Source organism: Variovorax durovernensis (assembly GCF_977011995.1).
This window is the reverse complement of sequence record NZ_CDRNCW010000001.1, coordinates 3,883,167-3,898,197: the sequence shown is the minus strand read 5'-3', so window position 1 is coordinate 3,898,197 and position 15,031 is coordinate 3,883,167. Positions and strand designations below refer to the sequence as shown.

Below are 15,031 nucleotides of genomic sequence, written 5' to 3'. Positions count from 1 at the left end.
GCCATGGCCGGACATAGCAAATGGGCAAATATTCAGCACCGCAAGGGCCGCCAGGACGAAAAACGCGGCAAGCTCTGGACCCGTGCCATTCGCGAAATCACGGTGGCGGCACGCGCCGGCGGCGCTGACCTGGGTTCCAACCCCCGCCTGCGGCTGGCGGTGGAAAAGGCCAAGGCCGTGAACCTGCCCATCGACACCATCAAGCGCAACATCGACAAGGCCACCGGCAACCTCGAAGGCGTCAATTACGAAGAAATTCGTTACGAAGGGTACGGCATCGGCGGCGCGGCGATCATCGTCGACACCATGACCGACAACCGCGTGCGCACCGTGGCCGAAGTGCGCCACGCCTTCTCCAAGCATGGCGGCAACATGGGCACCGAAGGCTCGGTGGCCTTCCAGTTCAAGCACTGCGGCCAGATCGTGTTCGCGCCCGGCACCGACGAAGACAAGGTGATGGAAGTGGCGCTCGAGGCGGGCGCCGAAGACGTCGTCACCGACGACGACGGCGCCATCGAAGTGCTGACCCCGGTCGCCGATTTCGAAGCCGTCAAGAACGCGCTCGAGGCCGCCGGCCTGAAGCCCGAGGTGGCCGAAGTCACCATGCGCGCGGAAAACCCGGTCGAAGTCACCGGCGAAGACGCCGCGAAAATGCAGAAATTGCTCGACGTGCTCGAGGACCTGGACGACGTGCAGGACGTTTATCACAACGCCTCGCTGTCCGAGTAAGCACGAATGAATGTTTGTTGAATCACTGCGAGAAATGAAGGCCCGCGAATGAAGGTACTGGTAATTGGGGGAGGGGGCCGTGAACACGCTCTGGCGTGGCGTCTGGCGCAGGCCACCCGGGTGAGCCGCGTGTACGTGGCGCCCGGCAACGGCGGCACCGCGAGCGACGAGCGCTACGACTGCATCGACATCACCGAGCCTGCCGCGCTGCGCGAATGGGCCATCAAGGAAAAGATCGCGCTGACCGTGGTCGGCCCCGAGGCGCCGCTGGCGGCCGGCGTGGTCGACGAGTTCCGCGCGCACGGCCTGCGCATCTTCGGCCCGACGCAGGCGGCCGCGCAGCTCGAGAGCTCCAAGGCGTTTTCCAAGGCGTTCATGAAGCGCCACAAGATTCCCACGGCCGAGTACGAAGCCTTCACCGACGCCGCCGCGGCGCATGCCTACATCGATGCCAAGGGCGCGCCCATCGTCGTCAAGGCCGACGGCCTGGCGGCAGGCAAGGGCGTCGTGGTCGCCATGACCGCGCAGGAAGCGCACGAGGCGGTCGACTTCATGCTGGTCGACAACAAGTTCGGCGTGTCCCACAACGAAGGCGGCGCGCGCGTCGTCATCGAAGAGTTCCTGCAGGGCGAGGAAGCCAGCTTCATCGTGCTGTGCGACGGCAAGAACGTCACTGCGCTGGCCACCAGCCAGGACCACAAGCGCCTGCTCGACAACGACGAAGGCCCCAACACCGGCGGCATGGGCGCGTATTCGCCCGCGCCGGTGGTCACGGCCGAGGTGCATGCGCGCGCCATGCGCGAAATCATCCTGCCGACCATCCGCGGCATGGAGAAAGACGGTATTCCGTACACCGGCTTCCTGTATGCCGGCCTGATGATCGACGCGTCCGGCCATCCGAAGACGCTCGAATTCAACTGCCGCATGGGCGACCCCGAGACGCAGCCGATCATGATGCGCCTGAAGTCCGACCTCTTCGAGGTGTTCTGGCACGCCACCGATGGCACGCTCGATCAGGTCGAGCTGCAGTGGGACCGCCGCGTGGCGCTGGGCGTGGTGATGGCCGCGCACGGCTACCCGCTGTCGCCGCGCAAGGGCGACCGTATCACCGGCATTCCGGCCGAGGCGCCCGACGCCGTGGTGTTCCACGCCGGCACGACGTTGGAAAACGGCGAGCTCAAGACCAGCGGCGGCCGCGTGCTCTGCGTGACCGTGCTGGCCGACAGCGTCAAGCTCGCTCAGCAGCGGGCCTACGAGGTGGCGGCGCGCGTCAATTTCGACGGCGCCCAATACCGCAAGGACATCGGATTCCGCGCGGTGCACGCGCGCAACGCACCCAACGCTTGATGCAGCAAACCAACCCGGCGGCGGTCGGCGACTACCTGCGCGGACTGCAGCAGTCGATCATCTCAGCGGTAGAAAAGGCCGACGGTGGTGCCTGCGTGCGCGACGCCTGGCAAAAGGAGCCCGGTGAGCCGCTGCAGGGTCAGGGCCTGACCTGCATCCTCGAAGGCGGGGAACTGTTCGAGCGCGCCGGCTGCGGCTTCTCGCAGGTGCGCGGCCCCAAGCTGCCGCCATCGGCCACGCAGAACCGGCCCGAGCTCGCCGGCGCGCCTTTCGAGGCGATGGGCGTGTCGCTGGTGTTCCATCCGCGCAACCCCTACGTGCCGATCGTCCACATGAACGTGCGCATGCTGGCGGCGCTGCCTGAAGGCGGCGAGCCGGTCTGCTGGTTCGGCGGCGGCATGGACCTCACACCGTGCTACGGCTTCGAGGAAGACGCGGTGCACTTCCACACAGTGTGCCGTGATGCGCTCGCGCCCTTCGGCGACGACAAGTACCCGCGCTTCAAGACATGGTGCGACGAGTATTTCTTCCTGAAGCATCGCAACGAGCAACGCGGTGTCGGCGGCATCTTCTTCGACGACTTTTCAGAAGGCGGCTTCGAGAACGGCTTTGCCATGATCCGCTCGGTGGGCGACGGCTTCCTGCCGGCCTACCTGCCCGTGGTCGAGCGCCGCCGCGCCATGCCGTACACGGAGCGCGAGCGCAATTTCCAGCTCTACCGTCGCGGCCGCTATGTCGAGTTCAACCTCGTGTGGGACCGCGGCACGCACTTCGGCCTGCAGTCCGGCGGACGCACCGAGTCGATCCTGCTGTCGATGCCGCCGCTGGCGAGCTGGGCCTACCAGCAACGGCCCGAGCCGGGCAGCCCCGAAGCCGCGCTGTACAGCGACTTCATCGTGCGGCGCGACTGGCTGTGAATTCTTATTCCGGCAAGGTGCCGCGCATCGGCGTTTTCGGCGGCGCGTTCGATCCACCGCACAACGCCCATGTGGCGCTGGCCGAGGCTGCGCTTTCGCAGCTGGATCTGGCCGAGCTGCATGTCGTTCCCACCGGCCAGGCTTGGCACAAGAGCAGGGCGCTCACGCCGAAGGAAGACCGCCTCGCGATGACGCGGCTGGCCTTCGCGGGACTCAAAGGCACCGTCGTCGTCGACAGCCGCGAAGTGCTGCGCGACGGCCCGACCTACACGCTCGACACCCTGCACGAACTGCAGAAAGAGCAGCCCGGCGCGCAGCTCGTGCTGATCATGGGCGCCGACCAGGCAAGCGCGCTGCCGACCTGGCATGGCTGGCAGGATATACTCGGCATTGCTATCGTTTCTGTAGCGTATCGCGCATTATCGACGGGCGACACTGCTCGTTTTGATCCGAAAATGCTGCCTGGCCTCCCGGCCGGTGCGCGTTTCGAGGCGCTCGAATTGCCACCTATGGACATCAGCGCCACCGAAATTCGGCGGCGCGCGGCGCTTGGCGTGGACATTTCCTCGCTGGTTCCGGCCACGGTTGCACGCTATATTGACCAACACCACCTCTACCGCTCTGCCTGATGACCACTGAAGCCGCCGCCAAAAAAGACACCCAGAAACTCCAGCGAGCCATCATCGATGGTCTCGAAGACGTCAAGGCGCAGGACATCCAGGTATTCGACACAGAGCATCTGTCACCGCTGTTCGAGCGCGTGATCGTCGCGTCGGGCACCTCGAACCGCCAGACCAAGGCGCTCGCCGCCAGCGTGCGCGACGCCGTGCGCGAAGCCGGTTTCGGCAAGCCGCGCATCGAGGGCGAGGAAAACGGCGAGTGGATCATCGTCGACTGCGGCGCCGCGGTCGCGCACATCATGCAGCCGGCCATCCGCCAGTACTACCACCTCGAAGAGATCTGGGGCGACAAGCCGGTGCGCGCCAAGCTCGGCGGTGCCAAGCCCGCCGCGTCCACGAGTTCGTCGACCAAGGACGAGCCCGAGACCAAGAAGAAGGGCGCCGCCAAGGAACCCACGCTGCGCCGCTCGAGCGCCGCCAAGACCGCGATCCGCGCGGCCGAGCAGGAAGCCAAGGCCGCGAAGGCGCCGGCGAAGAAGGCCGCCGCCAAGACGACGGCCAAGACCGCAGCGAAGAAGGCGCCCGCCAAGAAGGCCGGCACCACCACCGCGCGCGTGCCGGTCAAGGTCGTCGGCAAGCCGGCGGCCAAGAAGCCTGCCGCTAAAAAGGCGGCAGCCAAGAAGGCGCCAGCCCGCCGCGCATGAAGCTCCTGGTGGTCGCCGTCGGGCAGCGCATGCCCGATTGGGCACAGACTGCCTGGGACGACTACGCCAAGCGCTTTCCGCCTGAACTCAAGCTCGAGCTGCGCGCGGTCAAGACCGAGCCGCGCGGCTCCAAGTCGCTCGAAACCCTTTACGCCGCCGAGCGCGAGCGCATCGAAGGCGCGATTGCGCGCGGCATGCGCATCGTGGTGCTCGACGAGCGTGGCACCGCGCTGACCACCAAGGCGCTGGCGGCGCGGCTGCAATCCTGGCAAGGCGAGGGTGACGACGTTGCATTGGTCATCGGCGGGCCCGACGGGCTAGATCCGACCTTCAAGGCCGCGGCACACGAGCGCATCCGGCTGTCCGACCTCACGCTGCCGCACGCGATGGCGCGGGTGCTGCTGGTCGAGCAGCTTTACCGTGCGTGGTCGGTGAACGCAGGCCATCCCTACCACCGCGAATGACCAGCGCCGACGGGCAGGCCGCGTTGCTCGACGAAAAGGGCTATGCGCTTCTGCCGGCGCTGCTGCCGCCCGATCTGCTGGACGAAACCGCGCGGTCGCTGGAGCGTTGGCTCGGGCAGGCGGCGGGCAGCCGTAACCTGTTGGCCCATTCACCGTGCCGCGAGGTGGCCGTGAGGCTCAAGGCGCGGCTGGTCGAATCCGGCCTGCTCTATAGCGCTTCGGTGGCCGTGCAATGCACCTTGTTCGACAAGACGGCCGAGCGCAACTGGCTGGTCGCGCTGCATCAGGACACTTCGATTCCCGCATCGAGCGACAGCCTGCCGACGGTCGTCAAGGAAGGCGAACCGTATGTGCAGCCTTCGACCGAACTGCTGCAGACATTGCTCGCCGTGCGCTTGCACCTGGACGATTGCGGCCCCGATGCCGGCCCCTTGCGCGTCGTGCCGGGCAGCCATCGCAACGGCCGTTTGAGCAACATCGAGTCGCAGGCCATGCGCGCAGCCCAGGGCGAAGCAACCTGCACCGCAGCGCGCGGTGACGCGCTGCTGATGCGGCCCCTGCTGCTGCATGCGTCGTCCCGTGCCCGGCTGCCGGTGCGCCGTCGCGTCCTTCATTTCCTCTTCGGACCCGAGCATCTGCCGCCCGGGCTGGCATGGAACCGCACAGTGGCCGGCGCGCAATCCGCGGCGCGGGCCTCACAGGAGAACTGAACCTTGTCCGACTTCATCTACCTCGCCTCGCAAAGCCCGCGCCGCGCCCAGCTGCTCGGCCAGCTCGGCATTCGCCATGCGCTGCTGCTCGCCGATGCCAGCGAAGACGCCGAGTCACTCGAAGCAGTGCTGCCGAACGAGGCACCGGCCTCCTACGTGCAGCGCGTGACCGCCCTCAAGCTCGATGCGGCGGTTGCGCGGCTGGAGCGGCGCGGGCTGGCCAATGCGCCGGTGCTCTGCGCCGACACCACCGTCGCTCTCGGCCGCACCATCCTCGGCAAGCCTGACGACGCCGCCGATGCCGCGCGCATGCTCGCCATGCTCTCCGGCACGACGCACCGCGTGCTGACGGCCGTGGCCCTGCAGGCCGGTGACCGGCGCCATGCCGCGCTCAGCGTCTCGCGCGTGCGCTTCGCGAAGATCACCGAAGCGCAGATTGCCCGCTACGCCGACAGCGGCGAGCCGCTCGGCAAGGCCGGGGCCTACGCCATCCAGGGCGCGGCGGCCGCGTTCATCGAGCACATCAGCGGGTCCTATTCGGGCATCATGGGACTTCCCATGTTCGAGACCGCCGAGCTGCTCCGTGGCGCCGGTTTCAATACCTGACAAGAATTCCATGCAAGACATCCTGATCAACTGGTCCCCGCAAGAGACCCGTGTGGCGCTGGTCGAGCACGGCGCGGTGCAAGAGCTGCACGTCGAGCGCACGCTGGAGCGCGGGCTGGTCGGCAACATCTACCTCGGCAAGGTGTCGCGCGTGCTGCCGGGCATGCAGTCGGCCTTCATCGACATCGGCCTGGAGCGCACCGCCTTCCTGCACGTGGCCGACATCGTGGCGCCGTTCACGCCGGGCTCGCGGCCCAGCGCGCCGGCGCCGGAACGAGACCACCGCAACGGCGGGCCGATGGTGCCCATCGAGAAGCAGGTGTTCGAAGGCCAGTCGCTGCTGGTGCAGGTCATCAAGGACCCGATCGGCACCAAGGGCGCACGGCTGTCGACGCAGATCAGCATCGCCGGGCGCCTGCTGGTGTTCCTGCCGCAGGACAACCACATTGGCGTGTCGCAGAAGATCCCGTCGGACCAGCGCGAGTCGCTGCGCAACCGCATGCTGGCGCTGATCGAAGCGGCCGCGGCGGCCGATAGCGGCGGCGTGGTGCCGGCCAACACTGGCGGCTTCATCCTGCGTACCAACGGCGAGGATTCCTCCGACCCCGAACTGGCCGAAGACATCGCCTACTTGCGCAAGACATGGTCGCGCATTCGCGAGGCATCGATGCGCATGCCGCCGATGTCGCTGCTGCACCAGGACCTGAGCCTGCTGCAGCGCGTGCTGCGCGACATGACCAGCGAAGACACGCAGACCATCCGCATCGACTCCCGCGAGCAGTTCGAGGTGCTGCTGAAGTTCGGCCTCGAATTCATGCCCAAGGCTGCCGGCAAGCTGCAGCACTACAAAGGCGAGCGGCCGATCTTCGACCTGTATTCGGTTGACGAGGAAATCGCAAAGGCGCTGGGGCGGCGCGTCGAGCTGAAGTCGGGCGGCTATCTCGTGGTCGACCAGACCGAGGCGCTGACCACGGTGGACGTGAACACCGGCGGCTTCGTCGGTGCGCGCAACTTCGACGACACCATCTTCAAGACCAACCTGGAGGCGGCGCAGGCCATTGCGCGGCAGCTGCGGCTGCGCAACCTGGGCGGGATCATCATCGTCGACTTCATCGACATGGGGCGCGACGACCACCGCGAGCAGGTTCTTGGGGAGTTTCGCAAGCAGCTGGCGCGTGACCGGGTCAAGACCACGGCGGGCGGTTTCTCGCAGCTCGGGCTGGTCGAGATGACGCGCAAGCGCACGCGCGAATCGCTGGCGCACATGCTGTGCGAACCTTGCGCAGCATGCGGCGGGCAGGGCATCGTGAAGACTGCGCGCAGCGTGGCCTACGACGTGATGCGAGAGATTCTTCGCGAGGCGCGCCAGTTCACGCCGCGCGAGTTCCGCATCGTGTCGTCGCCGCAGGTGATCGAGCTGTTCCTCGACGAGGAAAGCCAGCACCTGGCGGGCCTGAGCGACTTCATCGGCAAGCCGATTTCGCTGCAGTCCGAACCGGCGATCGGGCAGGGGCAGTACGACATCGTGCTGCTCTGACCTGCCCGCCAGGGCCTGGTCAGAGCGTCGGGTCTTGCCCCGGCGGTGCGCTGCGCACCGCCAGCGTCTGCAGCCGCGCATAAAGGCCGTCGAGCTGCATCAGCTGCTCGTGGCTGCCTTGCTCGGCAATGCGGCCTTGCTCCATCACGATGATGCGGTCCGCGTGCTGGATGGTCGACAGGCGGTGGGCCACGATCAGCGTTGTGCGGTTCTGCATGAGGCGCTGCAGGGCGTCCTGCACGAGGCGCTCCGATTCAGTGTCTAGCGCGGAGGTGGCTTCGTCGAGCAGCAGCACAGGCGCGTTCTTGTAGAGCGCACGGGCAATGGCCAAGCGCTGGCGTTGGCCGCCCGACAGCTGCGTGGCGTTGTGGCCCAGCACGGTGTCGATGCCCTGGGGCAGGTTCTCCACGTGCGAGCTCAGGTTGGCCGCCTCTATGCACTGCAGCACGCGTTCGCGATCGATCTCCGAGCCCAGCGCCACGTTGGCCGCAAGGGTCTCGTTGAGCATCACCACGTCCTGGCTGACCATCGCGAACTGCGCACGCAGGCTCTTCAGTTGCCATTCGCTGGTGTCGTGTCCATCGAGCAGCACCTGGCCGCTGCTGGGCTGCACGAAGCGCGGCAGCAGGTTGACCAGCGTGGTCTTGCCCGACCCCGAGGGGCCCACGAAGGCGACGACCTGGCCAGGCTCGATGGTCAGGCTCACACCGTCGAGGGCGCGCTGTTCGTCGTCGCCGCGGTAGCTGACCTGCACGTTGCGCAGCTCGATGCGGCCCTGGGCGTGCTCGAGGTTGAACGTGCCCTGCGACTCCGGCGCGACCTCGTCGATCAGCACCAGCCCGCGTTCCAGGGCGGCCAGGCCGCGCGTGATCGGCCCGGCCACTTCGGCCAGCCGGCGGATAGGCGCGATCAGCATCAGCATGGCCGTGATGTAGGCGACGAAACCGCCCACCGTAAAGCCCTGCTTGCCGCTCTGCCACAGCGCGATCATCACCACCACCGACAGCGCCAGCGAGGCCATCATCTGCGTGAGCGGCGTGGTCGCGGCCTGGGCGATGGTCGACTTCACGGCCAGGCGGTTCAGGCGCTGGCTCAGCTGTTCGAAGCGTTGGCCCTGCGCGCCTTCGGCACCGTGCAGGCGCACCACGCGGTGAGCGAGCACGTTTTCCTCGACCACATAGGCCAGCTCGTCGGTGGCCTGCTGGCCCTGCTGCGTGAGCCGGTAGAGCCGCTTGGAGAACACCTTCATGATCCACGAGATGCTGGGCACCAGGAAGGCGACGATGAGGGTGAGCTTCCAGTTCAGGTAGACCAGATATCCCAGCAGCGCGATCAGCGTGAAGCCGTCGCGAGAAAGGCCGAGCAGCGCCTGCACCAGCAGCATCGCGCCGGTCTGCACTTCGTAGACCACGGTGTTCGAAAGTGCGCTGGCCGACTGCCGCGCGAACAGCGCGAGTTCTGCGCCGAGCAGCCGCTCGAACATCACCCGCCGCAGCTTCTGCATTCCCTCATTGGCAATGCGCGACAGGGCGTACTGGGAAATGAACTGGGCAATGCCGCGCACCGCAAACAGCAGCAACACGGCGGCGGGCACGAACCACAGCGGCATCTCGCCGCGGGTGAAGCCGCGGTCGAGCAGCGGCTTGAGCAGGGCGGCCATGAGCGGCTCGGTGATTGCCGCCAGCATCGCCCCGCTCAATCCAAGGGCCCACCATTGGCGCGAGCCGCCGAACCAGGTCATGAGTCGCGCCAGACGGCGCATCAGGGGAGGGCGAGGAGTCTCGCCGCCGGGGGAAGCTTGCATGGCGGCGGATTCTACGGGTGCCCCTGTTCCGGGCTTCCTGAAGTGATTCTGTAGGACCGCGCCGCTGGATAAACGTTTTGTGACGGCGTCTCCAAACCAGTGTGTAACATGTGGCCCGTCAAGCCGGGGAGAACTTTTTACCCGGAAACCTCTCCGAACCGCATGAACAAGCCGTTGCCAACTCCAATTCCAACTCCTTCTTCATCGCTATTTGCACGCCGCACTCTCATTGCGGCCCTAGCCGCCACTCCCATGCTTCCTGCACTGGCCCAGTTCCGGGTCGAAGTGTCGGGCGTCGGGCTGACGCAGCTGCCAATCGCGCTTGTTCCCTTCAAGGGCCAGGAATCCTCCCCGCAGAAGATCTCCGACATCGTCCAGGCCGACCTGGAGCGAAGCGGCCAGTTCCGTGGCGTCGATGCCTCTGGCCAGGCGCTGGACGAGGCCTCGCGCCCCGACCTGTCGCTGTGGCGCCAGCGCACCGCCGACTCGCTCGTGGTGGGCAGCGTCAGCCGCCTGGCCGACGGCCGCTTCGACGTGCGTTTCCGGCTGTGGGACGTGGTCAAGGGACAGGATCTCGGCGGACAGAGCTACACCGTGCCGCAAGGCGACCTGCGTCTGGCTTCGCACCGCATCGCGGACTACGTCTATGAAAAGCTGACCGGCGAAAAAGGCATCTTCTCGACCCGCATCGCCTACGTCACCAAGGCCGGCAGCCGCTATTCGCTGTGGGTGGCCGACGCCGACGGCGAAAACGCGCAAGCCGCGCTGGCCAGCCCCGAGCCGATCATCTCGCCGTGCTGGTCGTCCAATGGCCAGCAACTGGCATATGTGTCCTTCGAGTCGCGCAAGCCGGTCGTCTACGTGCACAACGTGGCCAGCGGCCAGCGTCGCCTGCTCGCGAACTTCAAGGGATCGAACAGCGCACCGGCCTGGGCACCCGACGGCAACTCGCTTGCCGTCACCCTGAGCCGCGACGGCGGTTCGCAACTCTTCACCATTCCGGCCGGCGGCGGCGAACCGCGCCGCCTGACGCAAAGCTCGAGCATCGACACCGAGCCAGCGTTCTCGGCCGACGGCAGCACCATCTACTTCGTCAGCGACCGCGGTGGTGCCCCGCAGATCTACAAGATGGGTGCCAGCGGCGGCAACCCGACACGGGTGACCTTCAGCGGCACCTACAACATTTCTCCGGCTGTCAGCGGCGATGGCCGGTGGTTGGCCTACATCTCCCGGGTGGGAGGTGCATTCAAACTCCATGTGATGGAGTTGGCCACCGGCAATGTCAGCGCCATCACGGACACCACCGCCGACGAGAGCCCGAGTTTTGCCCCGAACAGCAAATTGATCGTCTACGCCACGCAGCTGCAAGGCCGCGAAGCCCTGATGACGACCACTTTGGATGGAAAAATAAAGGCACGACTGGCTGGGCAGGCGGGAGACATAAGAGAACCGGACTGGGGTCCGTTTCAAAAGCAATGATTAGGTTTACTTGAGGAGTTCGAAATGTTGAAACGTACGATCTATTCGCTGGCCATCGTGGCTCTTATTGCCGGTTGTTCGTCGGGCACCAAGCTCAACGAAACGCCGGTGACCGACCGCTCCGGCACCGCCGGCGGCCAGCAAGGTGGCGCTAGCGCCGTGGCTCCTGTGACCATCGATCCGAACGCGGGCACCGCGCAAGGTCCGGTGGGCGTGGCGCGCATCATCTACTTCGATTACGACAGCTACACGGTCAAGCCCGAGTTCCAGTCGGCCATCGATGGTCATGCACGTTTCCTCAAGGCCAACCCGCAGCGCCGAGTGTCGATCGAAGGTCACACCGACGAGCGCGGCGGCCGCGAATACAACCTGGCGCTGGGCCAGAAGCGTTCGGAAGCCGTGCGTCGTGCACTGACCCTGCTGGGCGTGAGCGACAACCAGATCGAAGCCGTGAGCTTCGGCAAGGAAAAGCCTGCCGTCCAGGGTTCGGGTGAAGAAGTCTGGGCGCAGAACCGTCGCGCCGAAATCACGTACCGCCAGTGATGCACCGCGCTGTGTTGCGAGGCGCGGCGCTGGCTGCCGCCTTGCTTTGTGTCTCGGTGGGGTCGCAGGCCGCACTGTTCGAGGATGACGAGGCTCGCCGCGCCATTCTCGATCTGCGCCAGCGCGTCGAGGCCATGCGCCAGCAAACCGACCAGCGACTGACCGACGAAAACGGCCAATTGCGTCGCAGCCTGCTCGATCTGCAGAACCAGATCGAGCAGATGCGAGGCGATTTGGCGCGCATGACCGGCCAGAACGAGCAGCTCACGCGCACCGTGAGCGAAATGCAGTCGCGCCAGACCACCCTCGACGACAAGCTCAAGCAGAGCGAGCCCTCGAAGGTGTCGGTGGACGGCCGCGAGTTCAACGCCGATCCGAAGGAAAAGGCCGATTTCGACGCCGCCCTCGGTGTGTTCCGCTCTGGCCAGTTCGCGCAGGCGCAGACCGCGTTCGCCGAATTCGTCAAGCGCTACCCGCAGAGCGGCTACAACGCCTCGGCGCTGTTCTGGCTCGGCAACGCCCAATACGCCACGCGCAACTACAACGAGGCGATCGCGAATTTCCGTTCGATGCTGTCGCTCGCGCCCGACCATGCCAAGGCCCCCGAGGCCGTGCTGTCGATCGCGAACTGCCAGATCGAACTGAAGGACACGCGCGCCGCGCGCCGCACGCTGGAAGACCTGACCAAGGCCTACCCGCAGTCCGAAGCCGCGCAGGCCGGCCGCGAACGACTCTCGCGTTTGCGCTGATGCAGGCGGAGCTTTCCGCTTGAGCGCGATCATCACTGCCGCAATCACCACTCCTCTTGCCGCCGCGGACGTCGTCATCGACACCGCGGCGCCTGACTATGCGCGCCGCTTCGGCGGCTTGGAGCGCCTGTATGGCGTTGCGGGTGCCGCACGCATCCGCAATGCGCACGTGCTTGTCGTCGGCATCGGCGGGGTGGGTTCTTGGGCCGTTGAGGCGCTGGCACGCAGCGGGGTGGGGCGGCTGACGCTGGTCGATCTCGACCACGTGTCCGAGTCGAACATCAACCGGCAGATCCACGCGCTCGATGCGACGGTGGGGCAGGCGAAGGTCGAGGCCATGCGCGACCGCATTGCGCAGATCAACCCGGAGTGCAAGGTGCTCGCGGTCGACGAGTTCGTGGAGCCAGGCAACTGGACGACGGTGCTCGAAGCCGCCGAGGCCACGAACGGGCCTGTGACGGCCGTCGTGGATGCATGCGACCAGGTGAAGGCCAAGCTGACGATGGCCGCATGGGCACGAGCATCGCGCGCCGCCTTCATCACTGTCGGCGCGGCTGGCGGCAAGCGGCAGGCGCACAAGGTCGACATCGACGACCTGTCGCTCGTCACGCACGACCCGCTGCTGGCCCAGTTGCGCCAGCGCCTGCGCAAGGAGCATGGCGCTCCGCGCGAAGGCCGCAAGATCGGCGTGACCTGTGTCTTCAGCCGCGAAAGCGTGGCGCCGCCCGATGCTTCGTGCGCGATCGAAGGCGACGGTTCGCTCAACTGTCACGGTTACGGATCGGTCGTCAGTGTGACTGCGACATTCGGCCAATGTGCGGCAGGCTGGGTTCTCGACAAAATAGCGTCAAACCTCGCGCTATAATCTTAGGCTTTGCTGGATTCAACGCCGGCAAGAAGCGAAAAATGGTTCCGGGACGTTAGCTCAGTTGGTAGAGCAGCGGACTTTTAATCCGTTGGTCACTGGTTCGAATCCAGTACGTCCTACCAGAACCTCTTTTCTCTGAGACACCCCGATCAAGGCCGCATTCAAGCGGCCTTTTTCTTTGGCGCTGTGGGGGAGTTTTCGCAGCCAGGCTATCAGCCACGATGCGCGCATACCGACAATGGCCCCATGCCGCCCCGTCACCGCATCGTTCCCCTCATCGTCGCCTCGCCACTGTTTCTCCAGAACCTGGACACCTCGGTGATGGCCACGGCCCTGCCGACCATCGCGAATGCACTCGACGTGAGCGTGCTGCACCTGAACCTCGCGATCACCTCGTACCTGCTGAGCCTGGCTGTGTTCCTTCCCGTCAGCGGCTGGCTGGCCGAGCGCTTCGGGCCCCGGCGGGTGTTCTGCGTGGCGGTGGCTTTCTTCTCGCTGGGTTCCACCTTGTGCGGCGCGGCGCAGACGCTGCCTCAGCTGGTGGCGTTCCGGGTGCTGCAGGGGCTGGGCGGCGCGATGATGCTGCCAGTGGGGCGCCTCATCCTGCTGCGCAGCGTTCCGCCGGCGCAGATGGTGTCGGCCATGGTGTGGTTCACCGTGCCGCCTGCGTTCGGCCGGCTGGCCGGGCCGCTGTTCGGCGGCGCCATCGTCACGCTGGCCTCGTGGCGCTGGATCTTCCTCATCAACATCCCGTTCGGCCTGCTTGCGATTGCCGGCGCGCTGCGCTTCATCAACGACCTGCCTGAAGACAGTTCGCCCGCGCCCTTCGACATCGAAGGCTTCGTGCTGCTGGCCGTGGGCCTGACGGCGCTGCTCGGCAGCCTGGAGATGGTGGGGAAGTCATTGCTGCCGGTGCCGGCCATCTGGGCGATGGCGGCTTTTGGCGTGCTGGTGTCGCTGGTGTATCACCTGCGAAGCCGCAACAGGGCAGCCCCGCTGATCGACCTGGGCATCTTGCGCTTCCCGACGTACCGCGCATCGATCATCGGCGGCACGCCGCTGCGCATTGCGATCGGTGCCTCGCCGTTCCTGCTGCCGCTGATGCTGCAACTGGGCTTCGGGCTCTCGCCGCTGGCCTCGGGCAGTTTGACGATGGCCACCGCGCTGGGCTCGCTGGCCACGCGCACCGTCATGGCCAAGGCGATACGCACGATCGGCTTCCGCTCGCTGCTGGTCGGCGCGACCTGCCTGACCAGCCTTTGCTACGTGAGCTACGGCCACTTCCGCCCGACCACCCCGCATGTGCAGATCTTCATCATGCTGCTGTTCGGTGGGCTGGTGAATTCGATGGCCATGGTGTCGCTGCAGACACTGGGCTTCTCGCAGATTCCCAAGCCTCGCATGAGCCACGCGGCCACGCTGAACAGCATGGCGCAGCAACTCTCGCTGAGCCTGGGCGTGACGCTCGGCGCCACACTGGTCACGCTGGCGGCGTGGTGGAACGGCAGCGGTGCGGATCGGCTCACGGCGGAAGATTTTTCTCCGGCCTTCGGCGTGGTGGGGGCGATGACGTTGCTGTCGCTGCTGTCGTTCACCAAGCTGTCGAAGGAGGAGGGTGCGGGGCTGCGCTAATCAGGGGTCTGGCTTGGCGCGGCCATGGGCGAAGCACTCAATTGCCCCCAGGCTGCTCCAGCTTCACAGAGATCCCGTAAAGCGCCAGCAGCCCCACCATGTGCCCGACCGAAACGCCGGGCTCGCCCGATTCGATCCGCGCAATCGTCTGCACATGCACGCCCAGCCGCGCCGCCGCGGCGGCCTGGCCTTCGCCGGCACCGGTGCGCGCCAGCTTGGCCGCGGCGCCCAGCGCCTTGATGGTCTGGAGGGCGTCTTCCCCGATATCGACTGAAATTCGTTTGCCTTGGGCCATGCCCGGATTGTCCGCCACCGAAGCGGC

The 15,031-nt window shown here is 66.3% G+C and carries 16 protein-coding genes and 1 tRNA gene; 15 read left to right on the top strand and 2 right to left on the bottom strand.

From position 1 onward, the window contains the following. The first annotated feature begins 3 nt into the window (after positions 1 to 3). The 9 genes from ACWV14_RS18505 to rng are packed head-to-tail and all read left to right on the top strand — an operon-like array spanning position 4 to position 7,634. A complete protein-coding gene (locus ACWV14_RS18505; protein WP_454902979.1) occupies positions 4 to 729 on the top strand; it encodes a YebC/PmpR family DNA-binding transcriptional regulator in 726 nt (241 codons plus the stop codon). A gap of 48 nt (positions 730 to 777) precedes the next feature. Continuing rightward, a complete protein-coding gene (gene purD, locus ACWV14_RS18500) occupies positions 778 to 2,076 on the top strand; it encodes a phosphoribosylamine--glycine ligase (RefSeq protein WP_454902978.1) in 1,299 nt (432 codons plus the stop codon). After that, a complete protein-coding gene (gene hemF / locus ACWV14_RS18495; protein WP_454906016.1) occupies positions 2,076 to 2,993 on the top strand; it encodes an oxygen-dependent coproporphyrinogen oxidase in 918 nt (305 codons plus the stop codon). Before purD ends, hemF begins: the two co-directional genes overlap by 1 nt. After that, complete coding sequence (nadD, locus tag ACWV14_RS18490) at positions 2,990 to 3,622, top strand: nicotinate (nicotinamide) nucleotide adenylyltransferase (RefSeq protein ID WP_454902977.1); 633 nt, start codon at positions 2,990 to 2,992, stop codon at positions 3,620 to 3,622. Before hemF ends, nadD begins: the two co-directional genes overlap by 4 nt. Continuing rightward, complete coding sequence (rsfS, locus tag ACWV14_RS18485; RefSeq protein WP_454902976.1) at positions 3,622 to 4,317, top strand: ribosome silencing factor; 696 nt, start codon at positions 3,622 to 3,624, stop codon at positions 4,315 to 4,317. The genes nadD and rsfS overlap by 1 nt, the downstream gene beginning before the upstream one ends. Beyond that, entirely contained in the window at positions 4,314 to 4,781 is a 468-nt protein-coding gene (rlmH, locus tag ACWV14_RS18480) for a 23S rRNA (pseudouridine(1915)-N(3))-methyltransferase RlmH (protein ID WP_454902975.1), read from the top strand. Before rsfS ends, rlmH begins: the two co-directional genes overlap by 4 nt. Further along, positions 4,778 to 5,491: a phytanoyl-CoA dioxygenase family protein gene (locus ACWV14_RS18475; RefSeq protein WP_454902974.1), complete on the top strand. Its 714-nt coding sequence runs from the start codon at positions 4,778 to 4,780 to the stop codon at positions 5,489 to 5,491. Before rlmH ends, ACWV14_RS18475 begins: the two co-directional genes overlap by 4 nt. A 3-nt stretch (positions 5,492 to 5,494) precedes the next feature. Next, positions 5,495 to 6,097, top strand: coding sequence for a Maf family protein (locus tag ACWV14_RS18470; RefSeq protein ID WP_454902973.1), 603 nt, complete (start codon positions 5,495 to 5,497; stop codon positions 6,095 to 6,097). A gap of 10 nt (positions 6,098 to 6,107) precedes the next feature. Further along, positions 6,108 to 7,634 carry a ribonuclease G gene (rng, locus tag ACWV14_RS18465; protein ID WP_237680298.1) on the top strand — a complete coding sequence of 509 codons (1,527 nt, stop codon included), beginning with the start codon at positions 6,108 to 6,110 and terminating at the stop codon, positions 7,632 to 7,634. A 19-nt stretch (positions 7,635 to 7,653) separates the two neighbouring features. Here the strand turns inward: rng and msbA are convergent, their stop codons facing one another. Continuing rightward, complete coding sequence (gene msbA, locus ACWV14_RS18460) at positions 7,654 to 9,438, bottom strand: lipid A export permease/ATP-binding protein MsbA (protein ID WP_422086892.1); 1,785 nt, start codon at positions 9,436 to 9,438, stop codon at positions 7,654 to 7,656. 252 nt (positions 9,439 to 9,690) lie between these two features. Here msbA and tolB point away from each other — a divergent pair, with 252 nt between their 5' ends. The 6 genes from tolB to ACWV14_RS18430 all read left to right on the top strand — a co-directional run bounded on the left by tolB (position 9,691) and on the right by ACWV14_RS18430 (position 14,709). After that, entirely contained in the window at positions 9,691 to 10,917 is a 1,227-nt protein-coding gene (gene tolB / locus ACWV14_RS18455) for a Tol-Pal system beta propeller repeat protein TolB (RefSeq protein ID WP_454902972.1), read from the top strand. A gap of 24 nt (positions 10,918 to 10,941) precedes the next feature. Then, on the top strand, positions 10,942 to 11,460 hold the full coding sequence (pal, locus tag ACWV14_RS18450) for a peptidoglycan-associated lipoprotein Pal (protein ID WP_454902971.1): 519 nt from the start codon (positions 10,942 to 10,944) through the stop codon (positions 11,458 to 11,460). Then, positions 11,460 to 12,209 (top strand): tol-pal system protein YbgF, encoded by a 750-nt coding sequence (gene ybgF, locus ACWV14_RS18445; protein WP_081270502.1) that lies wholly within the window; start codon positions 11,460 to 11,462, stop codon positions 12,207 to 12,209. Before pal ends, ybgF begins: the two co-directional genes overlap by 1 nt. Positions 12,210 to 12,252: 43 nt before the next feature. Continuing rightward, entirely contained in the window at positions 12,253 to 13,074 is an 822-nt protein-coding gene (locus ACWV14_RS18440; RefSeq protein ID WP_454906014.1) for a tRNA threonylcarbamoyladenosine dehydratase, read from the top strand. Positions 13,075 to 13,123: 49 nt separating this feature from the next. Beyond that, positions 13,124 to 13,199 (top strand) — tRNA-Lys (locus ACWV14_RS18435). A gap of 124 nt (positions 13,200 to 13,323) precedes the next feature. After that, the gene (locus tag ACWV14_RS18430) at positions 13,324 to 14,709 is read left to right on the top strand and encodes an MFS transporter (protein WP_454902970.1); all 1,386 of its coding nucleotides are present in this window, start codon (positions 13,324 to 13,326) and stop codon (positions 14,707 to 14,709) included. Positions 14,710 to 14,746: 37 nt separating this feature from the next. Here ACWV14_RS18430 and ACWV14_RS18425 read toward each other — a convergent pair whose 3' ends face one another. Further along, a complete protein-coding gene (locus ACWV14_RS18425; protein WP_454902969.1) occupies positions 14,747 to 15,004 on the bottom strand; it encodes a helix-turn-helix domain-containing protein in 258 nt (85 codons plus the stop codon). Between the last annotated feature and the right edge of the window lie 27 nt (positions 15,005 to 15,031).